The 24146-nt window shown below is 51.0% G+C and carries 23 protein-coding genes and 1 tRNA gene; 11 read left to right on the forward strand and 13 right to left on the reverse strand.

Translation table 11 applies throughout. From position 1 onward, the window contains the following. The first annotated feature begins 24 nt into the window (after positions 1–24). Together ACTHTA_RS10000 and ylqF are read left to right on the forward strand one after the other, a co-directional pair. On the forward strand, positions 25–261 hold the full coding sequence (locus tag ACTHTA_RS10000) for a lipoprotein (protein WP_003684875.1): 237 nt from the start codon (positions 25–27) through the stop codon (positions 259–261). A gap of 93 nt (positions 262–354) precedes the next feature. Next, positions 355–1296: a ribosome biogenesis GTPase YlqF gene (ylqF, locus tag ACTHTA_RS10005; RefSeq protein WP_308888333.1), complete on the forward strand. Its 942-nt coding sequence runs from the start codon at positions 355–357 to the stop codon at positions 1294–1296. Positions 1297–1351: 55 nt separating this feature from the next. Here the strand turns inward: ylqF and ACTHTA_RS10010 are convergent, their stop codons facing one another. The 8 genes from ACTHTA_RS10010 to ACTHTA_RS10045 form a co-directional block, all read right to left on the reverse strand. Continuing rightward, positions 1352–1945: a LolA family protein gene (locus tag ACTHTA_RS10010; RefSeq protein WP_003685091.1), complete on the reverse strand. Its 594-nt coding sequence runs from the start codon at positions 1943–1945 to the stop codon at positions 1352–1354. A gap of 58 nt (positions 1946–2003) precedes the next feature. Continuing rightward, positions 2004–4226 (reverse strand): NADP-dependent isocitrate dehydrogenase, encoded by a 2223-nt coding sequence (locus ACTHTA_RS10015; RefSeq protein WP_440364291.1) that lies wholly within the window; start codon positions 4224–4226, stop codon positions 2004–2006. Positions 4227–4399: 173 nt separating this feature from the next. Next, the gene (locus ACTHTA_RS10020) at positions 4400–5602 is read right to left on the reverse strand and encodes a beta-ketoacyl-ACP synthase (RefSeq protein WP_313971586.1); all 1203 of its coding nucleotides are present in this window, start codon (positions 5600–5602) and stop codon (positions 4400–4402) included. Positions 5603–5605: 3 nt separating this feature from the next. Continuing rightward, positions 5606–6124, reverse strand: a complete 519-nt coding sequence (locus ACTHTA_RS10025) for a hypothetical protein (RefSeq protein WP_308888400.1) — start codon at positions 6122–6124, stop codon at positions 5606–5608. Positions 6125–6221: 97 nt separating this feature from the next. Continuing rightward, entirely contained in the window at positions 6222–7460 is a 1239-nt protein-coding gene (locus ACTHTA_RS10030) for an NAD(P)/FAD-dependent oxidoreductase (RefSeq protein ID WP_308888398.1), read from the reverse strand. Positions 7461–7594: 134 nt separating this feature from the next. Further along, positions 7595–9913, reverse strand: a complete 2319-nt coding sequence (locus ACTHTA_RS10035; protein ID WP_308888397.1) for an MMPL family transporter — start codon at positions 9911–9913, stop codon at positions 7595–7597. Between the two features lie 93 nt (positions 9914–10006). Continuing rightward, on the reverse strand, positions 10007–10624 hold the full coding sequence (locus ACTHTA_RS10040) for a 4'-phosphopantetheinyl transferase family protein (protein WP_308888396.1): 618 nt from the start codon (positions 10622–10624) through the stop codon (positions 10007–10009). Positions 10625–10676: 52 nt separating this feature from the next. Next, on the reverse strand, positions 10677–11189 hold the full coding sequence (locus ACTHTA_RS10045; protein WP_308888395.1) for a hypothetical protein: 513 nt from the start codon (positions 11187–11189) through the stop codon (positions 10677–10679). Between the two features lie 199 nt (positions 11190–11388). Between ACTHTA_RS10045 and ACTHTA_RS10050 the strand changes: the two genes are divergently transcribed. Then, a tRNA-Ser gene (locus ACTHTA_RS10050) sits at positions 11389–11481 on the forward strand. Positions 11482–11561: 80 nt separating this feature from the next. After that, the gene (locus ACTHTA_RS10055; protein ID WP_308888394.1) at positions 11562–12122 is read left to right on the forward strand and encodes a pseudouridine synthase; all 561 of its coding nucleotides are present in this window, start codon (positions 11562–11564) and stop codon (positions 12120–12122) included. A 55-nt stretch (positions 12123–12177) separates the two neighbouring features. On the opposite strand, the gene ACTHTA_RS10060 is transcribed toward ACTHTA_RS10055, so the two are convergent. The 4 genes from ACTHTA_RS10060 to ACTHTA_RS10075 form a co-directional block, all read right to left on the reverse strand. Next, positions 12178–12984, reverse strand: coding sequence for a DUF4198 domain-containing protein (locus ACTHTA_RS10060; RefSeq protein WP_308888393.1), 807 nt, complete (start codon positions 12982–12984; stop codon positions 12178–12180). Between the two features lie 150 nt (positions 12985–13134). Then, positions 13135–14511, reverse strand: a complete 1377-nt coding sequence (gene radA, locus ACTHTA_RS10065; RefSeq protein ID WP_440364292.1) for a DNA repair protein RadA — start codon at positions 14509–14511, stop codon at positions 13135–13137. Between the two features lie 93 nt (positions 14512–14604). After that, positions 14605–16077: a S41 family peptidase gene (locus ACTHTA_RS10070; RefSeq protein WP_440364293.1), complete on the reverse strand. Its 1473-nt coding sequence runs from the start codon at positions 16075–16077 to the stop codon at positions 14605–14607. A 214-nt stretch (positions 16078–16291) separates the two neighbouring features. Continuing rightward, on the reverse strand, positions 16292–18208 hold the full coding sequence (locus ACTHTA_RS10075) for a peptidoglycan DD-metalloendopeptidase family protein (RefSeq protein WP_440364294.1): 1917 nt from the start codon (positions 18206–18208) through the stop codon (positions 16292–16294). 173 nt (positions 18209–18381) lie between these two features. On the opposite strand from ACTHTA_RS10075, the gene ACTHTA_RS10080 reads away from it, so the two are divergent. From ACTHTA_RS10080 to ACTHTA_RS10110, 7 genes are all read left to right on the forward strand, one after another. Further along, the gene (locus ACTHTA_RS10080; protein WP_313971384.1) at positions 18382–18927 is read left to right on the forward strand and encodes a CreA family protein; all 546 of its coding nucleotides are present in this window, start codon (positions 18382–18384) and stop codon (positions 18925–18927) included. Between the two features lie 27 nt (positions 18928–18954). Continuing rightward, positions 18955–19503, forward strand: a complete 549-nt coding sequence (locus tag ACTHTA_RS10085; protein ID WP_308888469.1) for a YqgE/AlgH family protein — start codon at positions 18955–18957, stop codon at positions 19501–19503. Continuing rightward, positions 19496–19951: a Holliday junction resolvase RuvX gene (ruvX, locus tag ACTHTA_RS10090; RefSeq protein ID WP_308888468.1), complete on the forward strand. Its 456-nt coding sequence runs from the start codon at positions 19496–19498 to the stop codon at positions 19949–19951. Before ACTHTA_RS10085 ends, ruvX begins: the two co-directional genes overlap by 8 nt. A 163-nt stretch (positions 19952–20114) precedes the next feature. Beyond that, positions 20115–20537: a YidB family protein gene (locus ACTHTA_RS10095; protein ID WP_154954120.1), complete on the forward strand. Its 423-nt coding sequence runs from the start codon at positions 20115–20117 to the stop codon at positions 20535–20537. Between the two features lie 149 nt (positions 20538–20686). Next, complete coding sequence (locus ACTHTA_RS10100; protein WP_154954121.1) at positions 20687–21235, forward strand: carboxymuconolactone decarboxylase family protein; 549 nt, start codon at positions 20687–20689, stop codon at positions 21233–21235. Between the two features lie 125 nt (positions 21236–21360). Next, a complete protein-coding gene (locus ACTHTA_RS10105) occupies positions 21361–22452 on the forward strand; it encodes an acyl-CoA dehydrogenase family protein (RefSeq protein ID WP_308888465.1) in 1092 nt (363 codons plus the stop codon). Between the two features lie 84 nt (positions 22453–22536). Beyond that, positions 22537–22707, forward strand: a complete 171-nt coding sequence (locus tag ACTHTA_RS10110) for a rubredoxin (protein WP_003680460.1) — start codon at positions 22537–22539, stop codon at positions 22705–22707. Between the two features lie 47 nt (positions 22708–22754). Here the strand turns inward: ACTHTA_RS10110 and dapC are convergent, their stop codons facing one another. Beyond that, positions 22755–23945 (reverse strand): succinyldiaminopimelate transaminase, encoded by a 1191-nt coding sequence (dapC, locus tag ACTHTA_RS10115; RefSeq protein ID WP_308888463.1) that lies wholly within the window; start codon positions 23943–23945, stop codon positions 22755–22757. Positions 23946–24146: the final 201 nt, after the last annotated feature.

A 24146-nucleotide genomic window follows, 5' to 3' on the forward strand; every position in this document is an offset into this window, starting at 1 on the left:
CAGACGGCCTTAAAGGAAGAAACCATGAAAAAAATCAGTCTGACCGCATTATCCCTGCTTATCTTGACCGCCTGTGCAACAGAGCCTGTCACTGCTTACCGTTGGCACCGTACCGGCGCGAGCGAAGCCGAAGTTTCCCGCCAAATCAATACCTGCAAATCACAAGTTCAAAATGGAACCAAACGTGGCAATACATCCAAAACGTTTGAGCAATGTATGGATGAAGCAGGTTATTACAGCTACGAGCATGGCAACCTCTAAATCCTGATTGACCGATTATCCAAATACTGAGGCCGTCTGAAAAACAATGATTTTTCAGACGGCCTCAGATACGAATAGAAAGAATAAAAAGACATGGCTATCCAATGGTTTCCCGGCCACATGAACAAGGCAAAAAAAGCCATTGCCGAACGCATTAAAAGCGTTGATATGGTGATTGAGATGTTGGACGCGCGTATGCCTGCCTCCAGCGAAAACCCTTTGCTTGCCCAGTTGTCCAAAGGCAAGCCAAAACTGAAAATCTTAAATAAACAAGACCTTGCCGATCCCGAGCGCACCAAAGTTTGGCTCGAACATTACAACAGCCGCCAAGATACCCGCGCCATTGCGCTTGATTCTTCCGAAACCGGCGCGCATGGCAAAATTACCCAAGCCTGCCGCGCCATGATTCCGCATCGCCAAGGTATCGAGAAGCCGCTGCGTGTCCTGATTTGCGGTATCCCCAACGTCGGCAAATCTACCTTGATTAACGGCATGATCGGCAAAAAATCTGCCAAAACCGGTAACGAACCCGGTATTACCAAAGCCGAACAGCGCCTTTTCCTTGCCGACGATTTCTGGCTTTACGATACCCCCGGTATGTTGTGGCCGAAAATTATTGTTGAAGAAGGCGGCTACAACCTTGCGGCCGGCGGTGCAGTCGGACGCAACGCGCTGGACGAAGAAGAAGTGGCGCTTGAGCTTTTGGATTACCTCCGCCGCCATTATCTGGCCCTGTTGCAAGAGCGCTATCAAGCCGACAAAGATCCAAGCAGCCATTGGGACGATACTTCTTGGCTGGAGTGGATTGCCAAGAAACGCGGTGCGGTTTTGAGCGGCGGACGGGTCAACTACCAAAAGGCCGCTGAAAATATCCTGATCGATTTCCGCGAAGGCAAAATTGGCAGAATTACGCTGGAAACGCCAAACCAATGGGAAACTTGGCTGAAAAAAGCCAGACAGAAAGAGGCCGAACTTAAAGCCATTCGCGAAGCCAGAAAGGCGGAAAGAAAAGGGCAGCAGCCTTCAGCCGATTAATATAAAAGGCCGTCTGAAATCTATTTTCAGACGGCCTTTTGTTGGAATAGACAATTTAGAGGGCGGTACGGCTGAAGCTGTCCAAGGTTTTATCGGTTTGGATTTGGTTGAACTGCATGATGGTTTTGTCGCCTTGCTTTTCGTCCAATTCGATTTTTCGTACCAGCGTATCGCCGTTGATTTCGATACGGTTGAAGATCTGACGGGTAATGGCGGTTTTCGGAGTTAAGGTCAACGTCCATTTTTTCTCGTTGCCGTTTAATTTCAAATCAAATTGTTTTTCCAAGCCTTGGGTATTGCCGCCCAAAAGGTCGAGGAAGAGTTTGATTTGGCGGCTTTGGCCGTTGAGCTTGCTGGCGTTTGGGTTGACCCATTGGCTGCCGTTCCATTGCATGATGCCATCTGAACGCACGCGCAGGGTGGTTTCAAATGGTTTTTGCATTTTCCAGAGCAGGCCTTTTTGTGGGACAAGGGTAAAGCTGCCGCTGGTGGTCATGGGTTTGCTGAGGGATTTTAGCTGGCGTTGTTGGACAAAATTGCCTTGCACGTTTTGCGGTTTTTGCAGGGTTTGTGCCAATTCGGCAGGGGAAAATGCCCACAAAGCCGGAGCGCTGATGAGGAGAGTAAGAGAAAGAATGGTTTTTTTCATTGTGCTTCCATAAGGTCTGAGGCCGTCTGAAAGTTCAGACGGCCTTTTATTGCTTTAATTATAAGGTTGACAAGGCCTGATTAAAGGTTGCGCTTGGACGCATCGCTTGTGCGGCTTTTTCAGGATTGGCTGCGTAGTAGCCGCCGATGTCGACCGCTTTGCCTTGTACAGCAGAGAGTTCTTCAACGATTTTGGCTTCGTCGGCAGTCAAAGCTGCTGCCAATGGCGCAAATGCGGCTTTCAGTTCGGCATCTTTGTCTTGCGCTGCCAATTCTTGCGCCCAATAGAGGGTGAGGTAGAAATGGCTGCCGCGGTTGTCGAGTTCACCTGCTTTGCGTTTAGGCGATTTGTCGTTCAACAGCAGTTTTTCGGTGGCGGCATCCAGCGTGTCGGCGAGGACTTGGGCTTTGGCGTTGCCGGTTTTTTGCGCCAGATGTTCAAACGATACGGCGAGCGCGAGGAATTCGCCCAAAGAGTCCCAACGCAAGTGGTTTTCTTCGAGGAATTGTTGGACGTGTTTCGGTGCGGAGCCGCCCGCGCCGGTTTCAAACATACCGCCGCCATTCATCAATGGAACGATAGACAGCATTTTCGCGCTGGTGCCGAGTTCCAAAATCGGGAACAGGTCGGTCAGATAATCGCGCAGGACGTTACCGGTTACGGAAATGGTGTCTTCGCCGTTTTTCAGACGACCCAAGCTGAACTTGGCGGCTTCTTCGGGGGCGAGAACGCGGATGTCGAGGCCGTCGGTATCCAGTTCGGCAAGGTAGGCTTTGACTTTGGCGAGCAGGCTTTTATCGTGCGGACGGTTTTCGTCGAGCCAGAATACGGCGGGCGTGTTGCTCAGACGGGCGCGGTTGACGGCGAGTTGTACCCAGTCTTTAACCGGAGCGTCTTTGGTTTGGCACATACGCCAGATATCGCCGGCTTCAACGTCGTGTTGCATCAGGACATTACCTGCTGCATCAATGACTTGAACTTGGCCGTCGGCTTCGATTTCAAAAGTTTTGTTGTGTGAACCGTATTCTTCGGCTGCTTGCGCCATCAGGCCGACGTTAGGAACGGTACCCATGGTTGTCGGGTCAAATGCGCCGTGTTCGCGGCAGAAGTCGATGGTTGCTTGGTAAACGCCGGCGTAGCTGCTGTCAGGAATCACGGCTTTGGTGTCTTGCGCTTTGCCGTCTTTATCCCACATACGGCCGGAGTTACGAATCATCGCAGGCATAGAAGCATCGACGATGACATCGCTAGGAACGTGCAGGTTGGTAATGCCTTTGTCGGAATCGACCATCGCCAAATCAGGGTTGGCGGCGTAAACGGCGGCGATTTCGGCTTCGACGGCAGCGCGGGTGTCCGCATCCAGTTTGTCCAGATTGGCAAGCAGGTTGCCGAAGCCGTTGTTGACGTTGACGCCTGCGGCAGCCAGTTTGTCGCCGAATTTTTCAAAGACGGGTGCGAAGAATACTTTGACGGCGTGTCCGAAGATAATCGGGTCGGACACTTTCATCATGGTGGCTTTCATGTGCAGCGAGAACAATACGCCTTTTGCTTTCGCATCTTTTACTTGTTCGGCAAGGAAGGCGAGCAGGGCTTTTTTGCTCATCACGGTCGCGTCGATGATTTCGCCGGCTTTCAGGGCAACGGGCTCGCGCAGCTCTTTTTTGTTGCCTTGTTTGTCGGTGAACACGATGGATACGGAAGTCGCATCGGGTACGGTAACGGATTGTTCGTTATGGAAAAAGTCGCCGCTTTGCATGGTGGCAACGTGGGTTTTGGAGTCTTTCGTCCATGCGCCCATGCTGTGCGGATGTTTTTTCGCAAAGTTTTTCACTGCCTTAGGCGCGCGGCGGTCGGAGTTGCCTTCACGCAGGACAGGGTTTACCGCGCTGCCTTTGATGCGGTCGTAGCGTTCGCGTACGGTTTTTTCTTCATCGGTTTGAGGGTCGGCAGGATAGTCGGGAACGGCAAAGCCTTTAGACTGCAATTCTTTAATCGCGGCGGTCAGTTGAGGTACGGATGCGCTGATGTTCGGCAGTTTGATTACGTTTGCATCAGGTTGTTTCACCAGTTCGCCCAATTCGGCAAGCGCATCAGGTACGCGTTGCGCTTCGGTCAGGTATTCTGGAAACGTCGCCAAAATACGGCCGGAGAGAGAGATGTCGCTGGTTTTGACTTCGATACCGGCATGGCGGGTAAACGCCTGCACGATTGGCAATAGGGATTGAGTGGCCAATGCAGGAGCTTCGTCGGTGTAGGTATAGATAATGGTGGATTTAGTCATGGGATTATTCTCTATGTAGGTTAAGTTTTTCTTTTCGGGCACATCGCGAGATGAAACGTGCTAAGCCTATTATGGCATATTTCGGCGGATTTGGTTGTTGTTTTGATGTTATTGTTTTTTAAGTTGCGGAAAAGAAAAAGGCCGTCTGAAAAGACGACCTAAATATTAAGGACTTATCCGATAATCAAAACGGCATTGCTGCCGCCGAAGGCAAATGACGAGCTGGCGGCAATGCGTTTTTCAGACGGCCAGCGGCTGTTTTCGTCGGTCAAAGCGATGTTTGGTAGCTCGGAATCGGGTACGTTGTCCCATTGTTGCGGTGGTAGTTTGCCTTCCGGATTGTATTGGCAGTTGGCCATCAACCAGGCAAATGCGGCTTCGATCGCTCCGGCTGCGCCTAAAGTGTGACCGGTGGACGGTTTGGTTGAGGTGCAAAGGGTGTGGCTGCCAAATACTTCGGCAACGGCTCGGCTTTCCATGCTGTCGTTGTGTTGCGTGCCGGTACCGTGCAGATTGATCCAGCCGATGTTTTCCGCTTTCAAACCGGCTTTATCCAAAGCGGCCTGAAAAGATTGTGCTGCACCCAAACCGTCGGGGCGGGGCGAAGACATATGGTAGGCATCGCTGCTTGCACCATAGCCGAGCAATTGCATTTCGCCGTCAAAATCGGCATCGCGCGTCATCACGAAAAATGCGGCCGCTTCGCCGATATTGATGCCGTTGCGGTTGGCGGAAAAGGGCTTGGCGATGCCGTCTGAAAGCACTTCCAAAGAGGCAAAACCATTAATCGTCAGCGGAGAAAGCGTATCCGCGCCGCCGCAAATCACGGCATCACACAATCCGGCACGAAGCAGTCGGGCTGCGCTGATGAGCGCGCGTGCGCCGGAAGTGCAGGCGGTGGAGACGGTATAGCGCAAGCCGTCCAAACCGTAAACTTGGGTGATAAATTCGGAGGGCGAAGCCATGGTGTGTTGCTGCTGTTTGAACGGAACATCCGTCCACTCACCACCTTGGACAACGTGTTGGAACAAGGGAATATTTTCGTCTGCGCCACTGGTGGACGTACCGGTAACGACAGCAACCCTTTCTTTACCGTAACGGGCAATGGCTGTCTGAATCAGTCCGTCTATTTGCGAAAGCGCGTGCAGGATAAGCTGGTTGTTGCGGCTGCGATGCGCTTCGGGAATGTTGTCGGGCAGAGGCATCAGGGTTTCTTTGACTGCACCGAAAGCATGCGTTTTGCCTTTTACCCATTGGTCTGAAAAAGTCAAGGGCGTGTTTTCAGACGGCCTAAGTAAGGCATCGGCATGAACTTGCAAGCCGCTGCCCAATGCGCTGGTCAGTGCCGGACGGCTAAGATAAACAGGAGTATTCATGGATTAGTCTTCTGCAATCGGGCTGACCGTCCAGAAAGTTTGGTCGGGGAAGCCGATAAGGAATTGTTCGGAATGATGGGCGACACACCACAAATCACGCTCGCGATAGCTGAATACCGCACCTTTGCCATCAGGGCAGAAGCCTTGATTAGTGGCATTTTGTTGACGGGCTTCAGGGTAAAGCGTGGCGGCGTGTTCGGCGGCCAAAAGCGGCAACAGGGCGGCAAATAGTCGGCGCGAAGCGGCATTGGGCATCACAAAACCGTCGTTTTTCCAGCCTTTGGTGCTGACCGATTGACGCGATACCGGCGCACCCAGTGCATCGGTTTGGACAAAGCGGATGCCGTCTGAATGAGGCTCGACTGCCAAGAGATTGGTTTGAACGGTCTGCCCCGCCGCATTGGTCTGCTCGAGTTTAAACCATTGGCCTTCTTTGGAAAGCGGCGGCAGCGTTTGCGGATGGGGGAGCGAGGTCATGCATGCGGAAAGCAGCAGTGCGGCAAGCAAAGGGATAAATCGCATAAGGTTTTATCTATCGGTCAAAATATTTAATGGTGTGGATAAAGTTTCAGACGGCCTGTTCTGTTTTCGGGTTTGGCCGTCTGAAAGGCATTCGTCCTTATTCTACCTTCAAATCGCCCACCAATGCGGCAAGTGTGGATAAGCGTTGCTCGGATTTTTCCACGAATGGATTGTCCGTATCCCAAGCGTAGCCTGCCAGAATAGATGAAATCATGCGGCTGATTTCAGGGCTGCGGTTGGGCGCATAGATGGCGTTTTGGAAGCGGAAATCGTACCAGCCGGTTACATAAGTGCGGAACGCGTTCACGCCGATCATCAGTTGGTCGGCAAATTCGGTTTGCCAATCTGCGGCTTCGCCTTTGAGCTGTTTGCCCAGTAAATCGGCAGCCAGTTTGGCAGAGTGCAGGGCAATGGTCACACCGGAGGAGAAGACAGGGTCGAGAAATTCGGCAGCATTGCCCAAAAGGGCGAAATGTTTGCCGTATAAGGTTTTCACGTTGGCGGAGTAGCCTTGGATAGAGCGGAATGGGAAGTCGTTTTCCCAAATGGCTTTATCCAAGATTTCCGCCAGCATCGGGCATTCGTACACAAATTTTTTCAACACGGTTTCTGATTCGCCTGCCAGTTTGTCGGGTGTGCCGACAACGCCGATGGAGCAGCGGTTGTCGCCGAAAGGAATCAGCCAAATCCAAACATCGCGATGTTCAGGATGCGTGTTGATCAGGATTTTATTGCGGTCGAATTTCGGGCTGGTGATGTTGTCGTCGATATGTGTGAAGTGGGCTTGGCGCGGAGGTAGCTCGGACGGGCTTTCCAAGTCCAAAAGGCGGGGCAGGACACGACCGTAACCGCTGGCATCCAAAACAAATTTGGCGGTCAGTTCATAGTTTTCGCCTGTATCGGTCGCAACGCTCAAACGTGCTACATCGCCGCTGTTGTCAAACGCGGTTACACCATATCCGAAGCGGACATCGACGCCTTGTTTTGCCGCTTCATCAATCAGGATTTTGTCGAAGATGCCGCGGCGCACTTGATAAATAGTACCGGGGCCGTCTGAAAATTTTTCAGTAAAGTTGAAATCTGTGTAACGGCTGCCCCATGAAAACGCCGCGCCGTCTTTAAATTGAAAGCTGGGCTCGGCATGCACTGCGTCGGCAAAACCGGCTTCTTCCAACATTTCCATACAATGCGGCAACAGGCTTTCGCCGATGACAAAGCGCGGGAAATGTTGTTTTTCCAATACGCAAACTTTAAAGCCTTGTTTGTTCAGCAAAGCAGAAGCAACCGAACCTGAAGGGCCTGCGCCGATAACGGCAACGTCAAATTCTACAGACATTTGAAAATGCCTTTGATTTTAATGATAAATAATGTTTAATCCGTCGCCTGAAATTTTTCAGACGGCCTTTTGCAATTTGGCGATAGAAGTTGAAACAAAATATCGCTTCAATTTCAATCGTCTTCATCTTTTGTCTAATTTTTCAACAATGTGCCTGCCAGCCAAATATTGAATGCCACGCCGATGGTAACCGTCATGCCGAACGCGGCAACGGCGGGTGTGCTGCTGATGGCGAGCAGGGCAAAGGAAATGGCTGTCGTCGCGGCGGCAAGCAGCATACCGCCTAATTTTGCCGGGGCGCTGTGGTGTGCAGTAGCGGCATAAACGGCATAGTCCACGCCGATGGCGGACACTAAAAGCAGGCCGAACATGGCAAACAGGCTGACGGGAATGCCTGCCAAACCGAGTACGGCAATGGTGCAAATGGCCGCAGCCAGCGGTACGACAAGGATTTTGCTGCCGCGTTTGAAACCAAACATTTTCCACAAGAGCAGCCATGCCAACGCATAGGAAGCCAGTTTCAACCATGCGGCCTGATTGCGCGTGTGGTGGAACAGCTCATTTAAGTGGGCGCGTTTGTCTGCCCAGTGTACGCCGGAGACGTGTTGCGCTACGGCGCGTACGGCGGCTTCATCGGTCATGCCGTTCAAACGCACGACGGCAGCAAAACGGCCTGGTTCCACTTCGCCCAAATACAAGGAACGCCAAGCTTCTGCCAAATCGGTATTCAGGCCGTCTGAAAGCGACAATGGTTGCGTATTGGCAGCTTGCAGCAGAGCATCGCGCACGGTTTTGCGCGGAATACCGATTTCTGTAAGTGGTTTCCAGCTATCAGGCAACTTAGTCAATTCGCGCAGGCGGTTTTGCAGTTTTTGTTGTTCCGTTGTTGGCAGGATGAATTGGTCGGGCGATTGGATGCCGGACAGTTTGCCTTGCGCGATTAAGGGCTGCAGGGAGCGGCTGAGTTCGGCGGTTTTTTTCAACAGGGCATCTTCGCTTTGTGCTTCGGCCACCAAATATTTGCCGCCAAAATCTGTGCCGCTCAACTGGCCGATTTGTTGTACTTCGGTCAACATCGCGGTCGGCATATTGACCCATTGACGGATGTCGTCACGCCAGTCGCTGCGCCACAGTCCGACTGTCAGCAAAATTCCGCCCACGATTAACCAGCCGCGTTTGTGCAGGCGGTTTTTCAGGCGGCCTGACAAGGAATAGAGCTTTTCGGTTAATGCGGCAAAAGGCACGGTTTTGGCACGGTAGCGGTGAAGCAGCGGCGGCAGCCATAAAACGGTGGCACCAAACGCGCCAAATAAAGCGAAGCCTGAAAATACCGCAGTTTGGCGTAATACAGGTAAAGGAGTGAACCACAGCAGTGCGTAGCCCAAGACGGTAATCGTCAGGCTGACGGCAAAACTCGGCAAGACATGTTTCATTGCCGATTCAGCCTGCCAAACGGTCTTTTCAGACGGCCCGAATACCGACGGAGCAAGCCAGTGCAATGGAAAATCTACCAACATACCCACCAGGCTGGTGCCGATGACGATGGTCAGGATATGCACTTCGCCGAAGGTTAATAGCGCAACCGCCAATCCGGTCAACATACCGGCTGCCAGTGGCAAGGACAGCAAAAATACCCGGCCGCTGCGGAAGACCCACAACAGCAGCGCAAAGGTCAGCCCAAGCCCGACCATGCTCATCAGTCGGCTTTCTTTTTCTGCGGCTGCTTTGGATACGGCGGCGAACAATGCGCCACCTGCGCTTAAGGTTTCCGCGCCGTTTTCCGAAGCGATTTGACGGCTTTGCGTCATCAGCGGCAAGAGGGCATCGTTGCCGGAAAATTGATCGCCGCCGGCGAGCCGTCCGCGTAAAAATACCCAAGTTTTGCCTTTGTCTTCGGCAAACAGCATGCCGTTATTCATGTCCCACTGCAAACGGCTTTGTGGATTGGCTTTGTCGGCAACAAAGCGTCCGAAGCCCAGCCAGTCTTGTTCTAAAGACAAAGGCGAGGGGGCGGCAAACGGATTGGCCGCGGCTTCTGCACGCGCTTGAAAATAGGCTTGCGGCTGCTCAAACAGCAGGCGTATTTCATCTTGCGGCAAAACCGCCAAGCTCAGTTTCTGCATATCTGCCCGCACTTTGTCCAAATTCGGCGTAATGCTGCTGTCGACTTGTTCAAATACGCCGCTTTTGCGCCATGCGTCGGCAATTTGTGAGGCCGTCTGAAAAGCGGTTTCGGCATCGGTACTGCCTGCAAGCAAAATGACTTGTGAATTGAGCTGCGCTTCTGCGGCTTTATCCGCGGCCGTCAGTAAGGCATCGGGTTGCTGCTCGCTTGGCAACAACGCGGTCAAATCGGTTTGGATGCGCGCTTGTGAAGCAAAGGCATAAACCAAAAACAGGGTAAGAAACAGGATAAGGGCAGTATAGAGGCGGTTTAGGAGGCGAAGATTCATCGTTCAGACGGCCTTTTGCAAATGCTGCTGTTGGGGTGTGGAATAAGTAAAAGTGCAGTAAATTAAATCAGATTATTATTATTTTGTCAGTTGTTAGATAGTTTGCCGGTCGGTTAAATCATTGGGCTTGAGCGAACCGAAAAACTGCCATTGCAGGGCGATGGCTTTTCCCTTCCAAACGCAGGCAAGTGCCATCGTATCCGCCAAAATCACGCTTGTGCCGTGCCAATCGGTTTGCTTTCCTGCGCGTAAACCGACGGGTTGCCCTGAATCGAAAACATAGCCGACCGATTTCATGTCTGACGGGAAATCCAAATTCGCCGCTTTAATCAATGCTTCCTTGAAACACCACAATCGGTAAAACGTTTCAGACGGCCAGTTTGCCGTTTCCAAGTAGTCTTGTTCTTCCTGTGTGCAGACCAAAGCCGACAACGCTTTGAAATCGCGCGGGCGGATAAATTCGATATCGACTCCGGCTGTTAAGGACTGAGGCGCGCACAATAAAGCGGCAAAGCCTTGGCTGTGGCTCAGCGATACAGTCGCTAAATCGGTTTGCTGTTTTAACGCGCGGCTGACTTGCCAGTCTTGACGCTGCGCCAGTTGCGGCGTGGCAGCCAAACGTTGGGAATCGGCTGCGTTTAGAGACGCATGGTCGTAGCAGGCGGCAAAAGACGGATCGGCCAGCAGGCAGTGAAGGGGTGTTGTATCCATAAAATAGAAAAATGCCAAACTTCATATTGAAGTCCGGCATTTTTGACATTGCTTAGTGGAAGCTGCCTTTCAAAACCACACGGCTGTTGAATGTAGCGATGTGGCATTCGTACTCGTTACCGCCTTTGGTTACTTTGTCAAAGTAGCTAACCAGATGAACGGATTTGGCTTTTTTACGAAGTGCAGTGCTTTGGAAGCGTTTAACCGCGCTTAAGAATGCGCGTTGGCAGGTTTCATCAGGGGTTTTGCCGACTGAGTTGGAGATTTGACGGGAAGTCAAAGTCGCGCCGGACGTACTGCCGTAGTGAACGCGGATGCTAGGATCCAAAGCGGATTTGGCTTCGGCAGAGTTCAAAGCCACATCGACTTTACACATATAGATATCGTTTTGACCTTTGCCATTGACTTTATAGCCTTCACCCATGCTGCGGCAGGCAGAACCGGCTGCAGTTGTTTTTTGAGTAGAAGTTTGAGAGGAGGAAGTAGATGGTTGGGAATTGCCGGATTGTGAGCAGGCGGCAAGCATCAGGGCGGATACGGCAACCAAAGCAGAAAAACGTAACATACGAACTCCTTTGTAATAATGGGCGTAGAAAAAGTTTACAGAAAGCAGAATCATTTTAACATATATGAAAGAAGTATAAAAATAGGGTTATGCAAAAAAATATTATATTTTTATTTAAATGATTTCATGGCGTTAAGAAAGTTTGAGGCGGTAATGCTTGACGAAGGAAGGGAGAAAGCGTATATTGCGGTCTTCCTTAGGAGTAATGGCTGAGAGGCTGAAGGCACTTCCCTGCTAAGGAAGCATGTGGGGTCAACCTGCATCGAGGGTTCGAATCCCTCTTACTCCGCCAAATATGAAAGACACCGTTTATACGGTGTCTTTTTTATTATCCGGAATTTCTTGAAAACCAAGGCCGTCTGAAAGTATGAAATGAACGATTTGATTATTCTAAACAAGCCTTATGGCGTGATTTGCCAGTTTTCTGCACATGAAAAACATCAGTGTCTTAAGGATTTTGTCGAGAAACCGGGATTTTATCCGGCCGGACGTTTGGATACGGACAGCGAGGGTTTGTTGCTGCTGACCAATAATGGCCGTTTGCAGGCGCAGATTGCCGACCCGAAATTTAAGCAGGTTAAAACTTATTGGGCACAGGTGGAGGGTTCTCCTGATGAAGCCAAATTGGATTTGATGCGCCATGGCGTAGATTTAGGTGATTTTGTCACCCGTCCGGCCGAGGTCAGGGTATTGGAAGAGGGCGAAGCGGATGTTTTATGGCCACGCGTGCCGCCGATTCGCGTGCGCAAATCTGTGCCTGATTTTTGGGTGGAAATCAAAATTTTGGAAGGGAAAAACCGTCAAGTGCGAAGGATGACGGCGAAAGCAGGCTTTCCGTGTTTACGCTTGGTCCGTGTGGCAATAGGCCGTCTGAATCTGTTTGATTTGAATTTGGAATTGGGACAATGGCAGTTTGCGCCGCATCGTCCTTAAATAGGATGAATAAAGGCCGTCTGAAATATTCAGACGGCCTTTTGTTATGGAAAAATCAATGATGTGAATGACCGATTTGGAAGGTTAAAGTAGTGTAGTTCGCCTGTTTTTGGCACACGCTTTGATCAGGGAAATCGGCTTTGTGTTCTACGCTGGCTTTCCAGAAACCTTGGCGCAATGGAATGATGCTGACTTCGCCTTTGTCATCGGTGGTATCAGAGAAGGCTTGGGCTTCGGTTTTATGGGTTTTGCTGCGGTCGCTGGTGTCGAAGCCGTCAAATGTAGCGGTAACGGTAGCGTTGGGCAGCGGCTCGCCATTGAAGAGGACGCGGACTTTGAAGCGTTCGCCGACGTGGATGTTGGCAGGGTTGTCCAAAGGTACGATTTCTAAATGTTGGCCGACTTGCTTGGTGATGATGGCGGTATCCGCACTTTCATGGCCGACATTGACAATGTTTTTACCGAACATACGGGTTTGCTCGCAATAGCTTGCATCAGGCATTTCTTTGATGCTTGCCTGCTTCCAGCCCGCGCTGTTTTTTGACCAGAAAGTCGGTTGGTATTCGGCGGTTACCAAGTAGCTGCCGTCTTTGACCGGCAATTTGCTGCGGTATTGGTAATTGTATGTGCCTTTTTGAATCATGTTTTCTTTGCCTTTTTCAGTCACCAATTGCATGGGTTTGCTGAAAATGTGCAGGCGGTCTTTGGCGATCGGCTCAAGCTCCGGGAATTCGCCATAGCCCAATTCGGCTTCAAGGTATTCGCCGCCATGTGTGTGGGCGGTTTCAACCCAAACGCGATGTGCGTGTGCGGCAGTGCTGAACAGGAAGGCGGATGCGATAAGCAAAGCAGTGTTTTTCAAGATTTCTCTCCGATTTTCGATGTGTAGAAAAGATAGAATAAATCGTTCGTTATAATATAACAAAATTATTTAAATTTAAAGAGAGGCCGTCTGAAAGTTTTCAGACGGCCTTTTAGTTGATTGTTTTTTGAATCAGATTATCGAAACGGTTTAGTCCCCATCACGACAAACGTCAATCGCTTCCTGCAAACTGCTGACGCCGTATATTTTCAGGTTTGGAAATTCTTTGGCATTGCGCGGCATATTGGCTTTGGGAACGATGGCGCGTTTGAAGCCGAGTTTTTCCGCTTCTTTGAGCCGCTCTTGTCCGCGTGCAACAGGGCGGACCTCGCCGCTTAAGCCGATTTCGCCGAATACGACGGTTTTTTCAGGCATGGGGCGGTTGCGGAAGCTGGAGAGCATGGCGAGGATGACGGCTAGGTCTGCGGCAGGTTCGCCGATTTTGACGCCGCCGACGGCATTGAGGAATACGTCTTGGTCGAAGCAGGCAATGCCGCCGTGGCGGTTGAGGACGGCGAGCAGCATGGCGAGGCGGTTTTGTTCGAGGCCGACGGTGAGGCGTTTGGGGGTGAAGCCGTGTGCATCATCGACCAATGCCTGAATTTCGACTAAAAGCGGGCGGCTGCCTTCCTGCGTGACCAAAACACACGAACCGGGCGTGTCGTCGCGGTAGCTGGCGAGGAAGATGGCGGACGGGTTGGACACGCCTTTCAAACCGTTTTCGGTCATGGCGAACACGCCCAGTTCGTTTGCCGCGCCGAAGCGGTTTTTGATGGCGCGTATCATGCGGTAGTTGGAATGCTGGTCGCCCTCGAAATACAGTACGGTATCGACCATATGCTCCAGCACGCGCGGGCCGGCAATCGCCCCGTCTTTGGTAACGTGTCCGACCAGTATCATGGCGATGCCCATTTGTTTCGCCATACGGGTCAGTTGGGCGGCACATTCGCGTACCTGCGACACGGAGCCGGGGGCGGAAGTGATTTGGTCGGAATACATGGTTTGGATGGAGTCGATAACGACGACTTCGGGCTGATGCTGTTTCAACGCCGCTTGAATCGCTTCCATGCGGATTTCGGCAAGCAGGTTCACGCCTTCGGTGGGCAGTTCCAAACGCTGCGCGCGCAGGGCGACCTGTTGGGCGGATTCCTCGCCGGAAACGTACAGCACTTTGCGGCTTTGTGCCATTTTGGCGATGGTTTGCAACAGCAGCGTGGATTTGCCGATGCCGGGGTCGCCGCCAAGCAGGATGACCGCGCCGTCGACCAAACCGCCGCCCAATACGCGGTCGAGTTCGCCCATGCCGGTCGGATTGCGCGGCACTTCGGTGGCGGTTACGGCGGAGAGGGATTGGACGGTCGAAGTGTCCGCCGCCCAAGATTGGAAACGGGCGTTTTTCGGCTCGGGCGCGGCAAGGCTTTCCTGAAGCGTGTTCCACTCGCCGCAATGCGGGCATTTGCCTTGCCATTTCGGGGAAGTGCCGCCGCATTCGGAACATTGGTAGATGGTTTTGGGGGCTTTTGCCATGATGTTTTCCCTGTGGAATATTTGATGTGTGAAAAGGTCGTCTGAAAACTGATATCGTTTTCAGACGACCTTTTTTATTGAGAAATAACAGGTTTATTTTTTGCTGTCTTTATCTGCATCTTTTTTCGGTGCAGGTTTTTTCGCTGCTAAGCCCAAAGATTTTTGCCATTCGGCTGGATTTTTCACCAAGTCCAGGGCTTTACGGAGTTGATCGTCTTTGGCCGGATTTGGAATGCGGCGGCTGGAGATGTCTTCGTCTTTGTCTTTTTTAGACTTGTCTTTATCGGCTTTGGTTTCTGCGTTGGCAGGTGTTTCAGTGCTGCTGTTGACGTCTTGGCCGCCCAACGGATTGCCGATATGGCCGACCAAATCGGCTTCGCGGCTTTCAAAGGCGCGGTCTTTGTCTTTGACTTCAACGTCAGGAACAATGCCTTGCGCCTGAATCGAGCGGTCGTTTGGCGTGTAGTAAAGGGCGGTGGTCAGTTTGACTGCGCTGCCGCCGGAAAGCGGAATCAGGGTTTGCACTGAGCCTTTGCCGAAACTTTGTGTGCCGACGACGACGGCGCGTTTGTGGTCTTGCAATGCGCCGGCAACGATTTCGGAAGCGGAGGCAGAGCCTGCGTTAATCAGGACGGTCATAGGAATGGTTTTCAGCTCGGCAGGTAATCCGGCCAACGGGTCTTTGCCGCTGGTGGTGATGTAGTCTTCGGCAGTTGCTTTGAGTATCATGCCTTCTTTTTTGTTGCGGCCTTTGGTGCTGACAACGGTTACGTCAGGTTGCAGGAAGGCTGCGGATACGCCGACTGCGCCATTGAGTAGGCCGCCCGGGTCATCGCGCAAGTCGAGGATGATGCCTTTGAGCGGGCCTTTGTTTTCTTTGACAAGGGCTTGTGCGGCTTCGTTGAGCGCGGCAACGGTGCGCTCTTGGAATTGGGAGACGCGGATGTAGCCGTAGTCTTTTTCAAGCAGGTGATGGCGTACGCTTTTGACTTTGATGATGGCGCGGGTCAGGTTGACGACGATGGGTTTGTCGGCATTTTTGCGTGAAAGGGTCAGGGTGATTTTGGTACCCGGTTTGCCGCGCATTTTTTTGACGGCTTCGCTGACGGTCAGGCCGCGCGTAGAGGTATTGTCGATTTTGACGATGAAGTCGCCGCTTTTCACGCCGGCGCGTTCTGCCGGAGTATCTTCAATCGGGGCAACGACTTTGACGAAGCCGTCTTCTTGTCCGATTTCCATGCCCAGACCGCCGAATTCGCCGCTGGTGGATTCTTTCATTTCGGCATAGCCTTTTTTGTCCATATACTCGGAATGCGGATCGAGATCGGACACCATGCCTTTCATTGCGCCTTCAAAGAGCTCGGCGTCGGGTTTGTCTTGGTAATAATTGGCTTTGATTTGGCCGTACACTTCTGCCATGGTGCGGATGGTTTGCACGGGCAGGGCCTCGTTGTCTTTTTTGTCTTTTTCGGCGGCAAAACTTTGTACACTCAGACTGAGGGCGATGCCGCTAAACGCGCCGAGAGTGTAGATTGCAACTTTTTTCAAAGTGGATTTTGTTGACATTCGTTTGACTTTCTTTTTGTGTACGGTAAGCAAAGTGGTTTTTGTTTTCTCTGAACCCGTTGACTTTATGTGATTTAAACGCTTGGAACAATAAGTTTAAGGTAAAAGTTTGTTGTTTAATGTGCTGAACAGGCGTGAAAATCGTGTTTTATTGTAGTTTATGATGAAATTCAGACGGCCTGAAGGGGAAAACTCACTCAGGCCGTCTGAAACATCAGTTAATCCAGGAAAGCGGATTCATGACTTGTCCGTTGTAGCGGACTTCAAGGTAAAGGCCGGTTTCGCCCGACGGCAAAGTGCCGCTGGTGCCAATCTTGCTGCCGGCATTGACGGCGTAGTTTTGGGCGATGTCGATTTCGTTTAGGCCGGAGTAAATGCTGACATAGCCGTCACCGTGGTCGAGGACGACTACTTTGCCGTAGCCTTCAAGTTCGCCGGCAAAAGTAACCGTGCCTGAGGCAATGCTGCTGACCGGAGCAGGAACGGTATTGTAGAACACGCCTTTCCAAACTTCGCCATCGCCGCGGTCTTGACCGAACAGGCCTGCCAATGTGCCGTTGACCGGTTTTTTCAGACGGCCTTGCATACGGCTGAAGCTGTTGGCGTTGCTGACGGTAAAGCCTTGGGTGTTCGGGGCTTGCAGTTTCATGTCTTCGTCAGTGAGCGTGGACATGGCGGCGCGTTCGGCTTCGGCTTTTTGTTGGGCGGCAGCCTGCTCTTTGCGGGCTTTTTCGGCGGCGGCCAAACGGGCTTCTGCGGCTTTTTTACGTGCTTCGGCTTCGGCTTTGCGTTGCTCGGCTTTGCGTTTTTCCAAATCTTTCAAGAGATTGTTGAGGCGTTGCTCGTTTTCTCTGTGGTTGATTTTCTTTTGCGCTTCTTTGGCCATTTGCGCGTTTTGACGGCGGCTTTCGGCTTGTTCTGCGGTATTGGTTACGCCTTGTTGACGTAACGAAGCTTGGATATTGGCTTGCAGTTTTTTCAGGTAAGCCAATTCATTGTTGATTTTTTGCTCTTGCGCGGCCAGCTCTTTCTGTTGTTTTTCCAAGTCTCTCATGACTTGGTCGTTGGCGTTGTTGATATAACGCGTGTAACGCAGGAAGCGGGTCTTTTGACCGGCATCGGCGTTTTTCAGGAAGAGGGCGACCGCGTTGGGCTGGCTGTTTTTATAGTTGCCGGACACAAAGCGCGAAATTTGGGCGCGCGTGTTGGAAACTTCGGCTTTCAACTGGTTGGCATCGGCATTAAGTTTTTGGAATTTTTCCCATGCGTCGCGTTGTTTGCGGTTGATGCCGGAGAGGTTGTTGCGTGTTTGTTGCAGCTGTTTGAGCGTGGCATTGACATGGATAATGAAACCCTCGTTGCGTTTGGCAAAGGATTTTTTGGTTTCCATATCGTTGGCGGCGGCAGTTACGGCTGCTTTGAAATCGTTTTCGGCTGAAGAAGCGGCTTTAGGCTCAACTTTAGGCTCGGCTTTTTTGTTTTGCTCTTTGGTTTTTGTGTCTTTTTTAGCGTCTTTTTTGTCTTCAACAGCTTTTTTAGCAGGCTCTTTGGCTTCTTTAGCGTCGGCCTTTTTGTCTTCGGCTGCTTTTTTTACGGGCTCTTTGGTTTTTTTGCCGTCTTTTTTATCCTCGGCCGCTTTTTTAGCAGGCTCTTTAGCTTTGGTTTCCTTCGTGTCTGCTTTTTTTACGGGTTCTTTGGCTTTGCTGTCTTTTTTATCTTCAACAGGTTTCTTGTCTTGTTCTTTGGCTTTGCCGGATTTTGCGGCTGCGGCTTTTTTGTCTTTTGCCGTTTCTTTAGGCTCTTCGGCTTTGCGGTTGGCCTTTTTATTGTCGGCAGCTGCTTCGGCGGATTTAGCCGTTTTGTTTTTGGCTGAAGCGCGTTCGTTTTTGTCAGAGGGTTCCTTCTCTTTGGAAGCTTTGGCTTTAACCGCTTTTTTGTCTTCCTCTTTTTCTTTTACCGCTTGTTTTTTTGAGGTTTCTTTTTTTACATCTGCCTTAGCGGCTTCTTTCTCTTTTTTTATGGGCGCAGTTTTTTTGACGGCGGCCGCTTTTTCTTTCGGCGCGTCTTTGGCAGCATAGGTTGGCAGGGAGAAACTGAGCAACAGGGCGAGAATGAGGGGTTTGTAACGCATGGTTCGATCTTGCTATCAAAGTAGGAACAATAGGACGGATTATACTGTCTGTCAGGCCGTCTGAAAATAATATCGGGTTGCAATATGGACGAACGGTCTTATATAGTAACGATAGAGTGGGCGGACAGGGTTTAGTCTGCCTGGAAACTGACAGTCTGCATCGACAGGATATTATGAAAAAATGTTTATTAGTAGTGTTGGGTGCCATGGTTTTGGCGGCTTGCGGTGACAATACCGATAAAATCGGACGCGCCAGTACGGTGTTTCATATGCTGGGTAAAAACGACCGTATTGAAGTGGAAGGTTTTGACGATCCTGATGTGCAGGGGGTTGCCTGTTATATTTCGTACGCGAAAAAAGGCGGTTTGAAAGAAACGGTCAATCTGGAAGAAGATGCCAGCGACGCATCGGTTTCCTGCGTGCAAAGTGCGGAAGTCATCCGTTATAACGAGGCTGCGGTTTTGAAACCGCGACAAGTGTTCAAACGCAGCGCCAGCATAGCATTTAAGAGCCAGCAGATTATCCGCTATTACGACCCGAAACGTAAGTCTTTCGCTTATTTGGTGTACAGCGATAAAATCGTTCAAGGCTCTCCGAAAAACTCTTTGAGCGCGGTATCGTGTTTTGCCCATGCGAAAACCGATACGCCGGTACCGGCAGGCGGTGCGGTTTACGGTGCGTGCGTGGTGGACGCGCCGGTTGCCGACGGACAAAAATAATAAAATCAGCTTATAGATTAAAAGAATATGAATTTAGCCAACCATTTCCTGATTGCCATACCTCATATGGACGATCCGTTTTTTACGGATACGGTTATTTATGTGTGCGAACACGATGAAGAAGGTGCGCTGGGCATCATCATCAACAAGCCTTCGCCGATTACCATGGACATGATTTTCGCCGCCGCAGATCGCAATATCCCGTTGCGCCTGCAACATGAAAACGTGATGATGGGCGGGCCGGTTCAGATTGAGCGCGGCTATGTCGTGCATACGCCGATCGGCCGCTGGCAAAACAGCATGGTGGTAACCGATAACGTGGCGCTGACTTCTTCGCGCGATGTGATTGAAAACTTGTCTAAAGAAGGTGCGGTTGATAAGGCTTTGATCAGCATTGGTTATTCAAAATGGGGTAAAGGGCAGTTGGAACGCGAGCTGGCAGAAAATGTTTGGCTGACCGTCCCTGCGGACGAGCATATTCTGTTTGATGTGCCTTACGAACTCCGTTATGCCGCCGCTTTTGAAAAATTGGGCGTCAATCCGAATGCCTTGGTTTCAGGAGTCGGCCATGCCTGATGCACCTAAAGGCACGGTTTTGGCCTTTGACTTCGGCGAGGCGCGTATCGGCGTGGCGCAGGGGGATGCCGAGTTGGGCATGACCCATCCGTTGGCAACGGTAACTGGCAACAGCAATGATGAAAAATTCGAGGCTATTGCCAAGCTGGTCAAAGAATGGCAACCCAAGTATTTTGTGGTTGGACTGCCGACACATACCGACGGCACGGAGCATGAGCTGACCCGTTTGAGCCGCAAGTTTGGCCGCCGGTTGCACGGACGTTTTAATTTGCCGGTTTATTGGGTGGATGAAAAGATGTCTTCCCTATACGCGGAAAGCCTGCTTGCTGAAGCTCAAGTATTTGGCCGAAAACAAAAATCCGTACTTGACCAAGTAGCGGCGCAGGCGATTTTGCAAGGGTTTTTTGAAGGTGGCGCGGCCGAGTATTTCAATGGCCGCGAAGAATAGCATTATTCATTATAAAGGCCGTCTGAAACCGGGTTTCAGACGGCCTTTGTTTTGTTACGGCTTGGGGATAAAAGAAGTTTAGTTTGGTTAAGCCTGATTTTTTCCAGTGCAAATTTTGCTACACTCCGTTTTCTTTTTTAGACACAAATACAAGGAAAAAGTCATGGCACTCATGGATAATCTTTTGAATGCGGCTACTCAAGTGTTGGGTGGCAACAGCGAAAACGGCGCACAAGGTTCTCTGACCGATATGGCGATGGATTTGGTGAAACAACAAGGCGGCGTGGGCAACCTGATCAACCAACTGCAACAAGGCGGTTTGGGCGATACCCTGAGCAGCTGGGTTTCCAACCAATCCAGCAATCTGCCTGTGTCCGGTAGCGATCTGCAAAATGCTTTGGGCAGCGATACGGTAAACCAAATCGCGCAAAAATTCGGCGTGGATGCCGGTCAAGCAGGCGATTTGTTGGCAAAAGTATTGCCTGACTTGGTCGATAAAGCCACGCCTAACGGCACGGCTCAAGATGCGGATGGCTTCGGCTTGGACGACATCGCTTCTATGCTGCTGAAAAACTTTATGAAATAATGAGTTGAATCATTTGATAAGGCCGTCTGAATCCGTTCAGACGGCCTTATAACTTTTGGTTCGCGGTAAATAACCAATAAGTCTTTTTCTGATGAAGGCGGATGGCTTATGATGGGCACTTCATTTCACCAGATAAGAAGGTTATACACATGTCCCGCTTGACCATACACACAGTTGAAACCGCTCCTGAAGCTGCTAAACCACGCGTTGAAGCCGTATTGAAAAACAACGGCTTTATTCCTAACCTGATCGGCGTTTTGGCCAATGCGCCCGAAGCTTTGGCGTTTTACCAAGAAGTTGGCAAGCTGAATGCGGCCAACAGCCTGACTGACGGCGAAGTTGAAGTTATTCAAATCATTGCTGCCCGTACCAACGAATGCGGTTTCTGCGTTGCCGGCCACACCAAACTGGCTACCCTGAAAAAACTGCTGTCCGAACAATCCATCAAAGCCGCACGCGCATTGGCTGCAGGCGAGTTTGACGATGCCAAACTGGGTGCTTTGGCGACATTCACCCAAGCCGTTATGGCGAAAAAAGGTGCGGTATCCGATGACGAGCTGAAAGCTTTCTTTGATGCAGGCTACAACCAACAGCAAGCCGTTGAAGTCGTCATGGGCGTTGCTTTGGCAACCTTGTGCAACTACGTCAACAACCTTGCCAAAACTGAAATCAACCCTGAATTGCAGGCATTTGCCTAATTTCATCAAAGGCCGTCTGAAAATTCAGACGGCCTTTTAGTAAAAAGCAAGGGATATCCTTGTTGCCAAGAATAATTCATGAGTAGAACCATCTACGCTTCAAACCTTATTCAGAGGAAAAAATCATGACACGCGAAGCTTTACTGAACAATGTTGCCGCACTCGTTAAAAGTAAGCTGAAACCATTGGTGGACGACATCGACCGCAAAGGCCTGTACCCGAAAGAATTTATGCTGGAATTGGGCAAAATCGGCGGTTTTGCCGCGACCGGTACGGTTGAAGAAGGCGGTAACGGTTTGGGTTTGGCAACGCAAATCGCCGTATTGCGCGAAATCGGTAAAGAATGCGGCGCCACTTCGTTCAGCGCATGGTGTCAGGCGGCTTGCGCGTGGTATCTGCACCAATCGCCCAATCAAGCAGTTAAAGACAAATATTTTGCCGATATTCTGCAGAGCAAAGTTTTGGCCGGTACGGGCATGTCCAATACCGTTAAACACCTTGCCGGCATTGAAAAACACAACCTGCAAGCCGAGCGCGTCGAGGGCGGCTACAAAGTCAACGGCGCTTTGCCTTGGGTATCCAATATCGGCGAAGACCATATTTGGGCGAATACCGCCCAAGTCGGCGACAGCTATGTGATGTTTATTACCGGCGGTCAATGGGAAGGCGTTACCCTGCAAGATTGCCCTGAGTTTTGCGGTTTGGAAGGCACGCGCACTTACAGCCTGAATTTTAAAGACGTGTTTATTCCCGATGAAGATGTGATTGCTACGCCTGAGCAGTTCCAGTCTTATATTCCAACCATTAAAGCCGGTTTCATCTTGCTGCAAATAGGTATCGGCGCCGGTGTGATTGACGGTGCGCTTGACATTATCCGCATAGCCAATGTAGTGAACGCGGAAGTGAACGCTTACCTCGACCACAGCTACGATGATTTGAAAGCCGCGTTGGACGGCGCATGGGCGGAAACCGAACGCCTTGCCGATAATGCATGGAACAATAAACCTGATACGTTGGCAACTTTGAAACTGCGTGAAGCCGCTGCTGTATTGGCACTGAACGCCACTCAATCTGCCGCATTGCATGCAGGCGCGAAAGGTTATCTGATGCGCAGTCCGGCGCAACGCCGCGTCCGCGAGGCCATGTTCGTCGCCATCGTAACACCGGCCATCAAACACCTGCGTAAAGAAATCGCCGCTTTGGAAGCAGCGCAATAAATTCAAAATATCAACAATAAAACACACGAAAGGCCGTCTGAAAATACGGTTTCAGACGGCCTTTTAAAATAGAAGGAACACAAAATGGCTCAATATATGTGCGGCCCTTGCGGCTGGATTTATGACGAAGACCTCGGCGACCCTGAGCACGGCTTGCCTGCCGGAACCAAGTTTGAGGACATTCCCGACGACTGGAAATGCCCTGAGTGCGGCGTAGGCAAAGAAGATTTTTATCTGTTGGATTTCGTGATATAACTTGGTTGATTTAAAAAGGCCGTCTGAAATTTCAGACGGCCTTTGTTTTATCGGCGGTATAAAGCAACCATGGTTTCAGCCGCTTTGACGCAGCTTTCCACATCGGCAACCAGAGCGATGCGGACGTAGCCTTCGCCCGGATTGCCTTGTTCGGTATTGCGGGCGAGGAAGCGGCCGGGCAACACTTGGATAGCGGCTTTTTGCCACAGGTTGCGCGTAAATGCTAAGTCGTCGCCATCGGGAACTTTCAGCCAAATGTAGAACGACGCGTCAGGCAGTTTGACATCAAACGCCTGTTGCAAAATAGGGATGACGCGGTCGAATTTTTCTTGGTAGAGGCGGCGGTTGTCAATGACGTGTTCTTCATCGTTCCAAGCGGCAATGCTGGCGCGTTGGACGGGAATGCTCATCGCGCTGCCGTGGTAGGTGCGGTAGAGCAGGAAGTTTTTGAGCAACTCGGCATCGCCTGCGACAAAGCCGGAACGCAAACCGGGGACGTTGGAGCGTTTGGACAGGCTGGTAAACATAATAATGTTGCGCGTGCCGCGTCCTAATTGCGCCGCAGCCTGCAGGCCGCCGATTGGTTTGTTACCGTCAAAATAGATTTCGGAATAGCATTCGTCAGAGGCAATAACGAAGCCGTATTTGTCTTGCAAATCAAAAATTTCTTTCCAGTCTTCTAATTGCAGGACGCTGCCGCTCGGGTTGTTGGGCGAGCAGACGATCAGGACTTTGGTGCGCCGCCATACGTCTTCGGGCAGACTGCTCCAATCAGGGTTGAAGCTGGGCGCCGGACAGTTGGCAAAATGGATTTCGCCGCCGCCCAAAATAGTCGCGCCTTCGTAAATTTGATAGAAAGGATTGGGGCTGATAACGACCGGTTTGGGGCCTTCTGAAGCCGGATTTAAAACGGTTTGGATAAAAGAGAACAAAGCTTCCCGGCTGCCCAATACCGGCAAGATTTCATTGTCGGGATTGAGGCTCAAACCATCATAACGGCGGCCCACCCATTCGGCACAGGCTTGGCGCAGTTCGGGCAGGCCTGCGGTCAGCGGATATTTTTCCAGTTCGTGCAGGGAGGCGGTTAGCGCGTCGGTGATGACTTTGGGCGTCGGGTGTTTCGGCTCGCCGATTTGCAGATGAATGGGCGTTACACCCTCGGGTGCATCAATGCCTTGCATAGCTTCACGCAGGCGGGCGAAAGGATAGGGTTTGAGATGGTTCAATAATGGGTTCATGATGTTTCAGCCGGATAAATTCAGGCAACAATCTTAGCATTTTTTAGATAGATTGGGATAAAAAGGCCGTCTGAAAACAGGGTTTAAATGTGAACTGCACCCCAAAAGTTGGACACACCCCCTTCAACTCACAAGGTGCAGTTTTTTTATGAGCAAATATACATTACACTTCAAATACCAAGCCGTACTCCACTACCTGCA

Origin of the sequence: Neisseria sp. P0013.S005 (genome assembly GCF_051958425.1) — a bacterium.
Classification (GTDB): Bacteria; Pseudomonadota; Gammaproteobacteria; order Burkholderiales; family Neisseriaceae; genus Neisseria; species Neisseria subflava.

Excerpts from the sequence above, each read along its gene's own strand:
- ACTHTA_RS10000 (WP_003684875.1), top strand. The coding sequence starts at position 25 with ATGAAAAAAATCAGTCTGACCGCATTATCCCTGCTTATCTTGACCGCC.
- ylqF (WP_308888333.1), top strand. The coding sequence starts at position 355 with ATGGCTATCCAATGGTTTCCCGGCCACATGAACAAGGCAAAAAAAGCC.
- ACTHTA_RS10010 (WP_003685091.1), bottom strand. The coding sequence starts at position 1,945 with ATGAAAAAAACCATTCTTTCTCTTACTCTCCTCATCAGCGCTCCGGCT.
- ACTHTA_RS10015 (WP_440364291.1), bottom strand. The coding sequence starts at position 4,226 with ATGACTAAATCCACCATTATCTATACCTACACCGACGAAGCTCCTGCA.
- ACTHTA_RS10020 (WP_313971586.1), bottom strand. The coding sequence starts at position 5,602 with ATGAATACTCCTGTTTATCTTAGCCGTCCGGCACTGACCAGCGCATTG.
- ACTHTA_RS10025 (WP_308888400.1), bottom strand. The coding sequence starts at position 6,124 with ATGCGATTTATCCCTTTGCTTGCCGCACTGCTGCTTTCCGCATGCATG.
- ACTHTA_RS10030 (WP_308888398.1), bottom strand. The coding sequence starts at position 7,460 with ATGTCTGTAGAATTTGACGTTGCCGTTATCGGCGCAGGCCCTTCAGGT.
- ACTHTA_RS10035 (WP_308888397.1), bottom strand. The coding sequence starts at position 9,913 with ATGAATCTTCGCCTCCTAAACCGCCTCTATACTGCCCTTATCCTGTTT.
- ACTHTA_RS10040 (WP_308888396.1), bottom strand. The coding sequence starts at position 10,624 with ATGGATACAACACCCCTTCACTGCCTGCTGGCCGATCCGTCTTTTGCC.
- ACTHTA_RS10045 (WP_308888395.1), bottom strand. The coding sequence starts at position 11,189 with ATGTTACGTTTTTCTGCTTTGGTTGCCGTATCCGCCCTGATGCTTGCC.
- ACTHTA_RS10055 (WP_308888394.1), top strand. The coding sequence starts at position 11,562 with ATGAACGATTTGATTATTCTAAACAAGCCTTATGGCGTGATTTGCCAG.
- radA (WP_440364292.1), bottom strand. The coding sequence starts at position 14,511 with ATGGCAAAAGCCCCCAAAACCATCTACCAATGTTCCGAATGCGGCGGC.
- ACTHTA_RS10070 (WP_440364293.1), bottom strand. The coding sequence starts at position 16,077 with ATGTCAACAAAATCCACTTTGAAAAAAGTTGCAATCTACACTCTCGGC.
- ACTHTA_RS10075 (WP_440364294.1), bottom strand. The coding sequence starts at position 18,208 with ATGCGTTACAAACCCCTCATTCTCGCCCTGTTGCTCAGTTTCTCCCTG.
- ACTHTA_RS10080 (WP_313971384.1), top strand. The coding sequence starts at position 18,382 with ATGAAAAAATGTTTATTAGTAGTGTTGGGTGCCATGGTTTTGGCGGCT.
- ACTHTA_RS10085 (WP_308888469.1), top strand. The coding sequence starts at position 18,955 with ATGAATTTAGCCAACCATTTCCTGATTGCCATACCTCATATGGACGAT.
- ruvX (WP_308888468.1), top strand. The coding sequence starts at position 19,496 with ATGCCTGATGCACCTAAAGGCACGGTTTTGGCCTTTGACTTCGGCGAG.
- ACTHTA_RS10095 (WP_154954120.1), top strand. The coding sequence starts at position 20,115 with ATGGCACTCATGGATAATCTTTTGAATGCGGCTACTCAAGTGTTGGGT.
- ACTHTA_RS10100 (WP_154954121.1), top strand. The coding sequence starts at position 20,687 with ATGTCCCGCTTGACCATACACACAGTTGAAACCGCTCCTGAAGCTGCT.
- ACTHTA_RS10105 (WP_308888465.1), top strand. The coding sequence starts at position 21,361 with ATGACACGCGAAGCTTTACTGAACAATGTTGCCGCACTCGTTAAAAGT.
- ACTHTA_RS10110 (WP_003680460.1), top strand. The coding sequence starts at position 22,537 with ATGGCTCAATATATGTGCGGCCCTTGCGGCTGGATTTATGACGAAGAC.
- dapC (WP_308888463.1), bottom strand. The coding sequence starts at position 23,945 with ATGAACCCATTATTGAACCATCTCAAACCCTATCCTTTCGCCCGCCTG.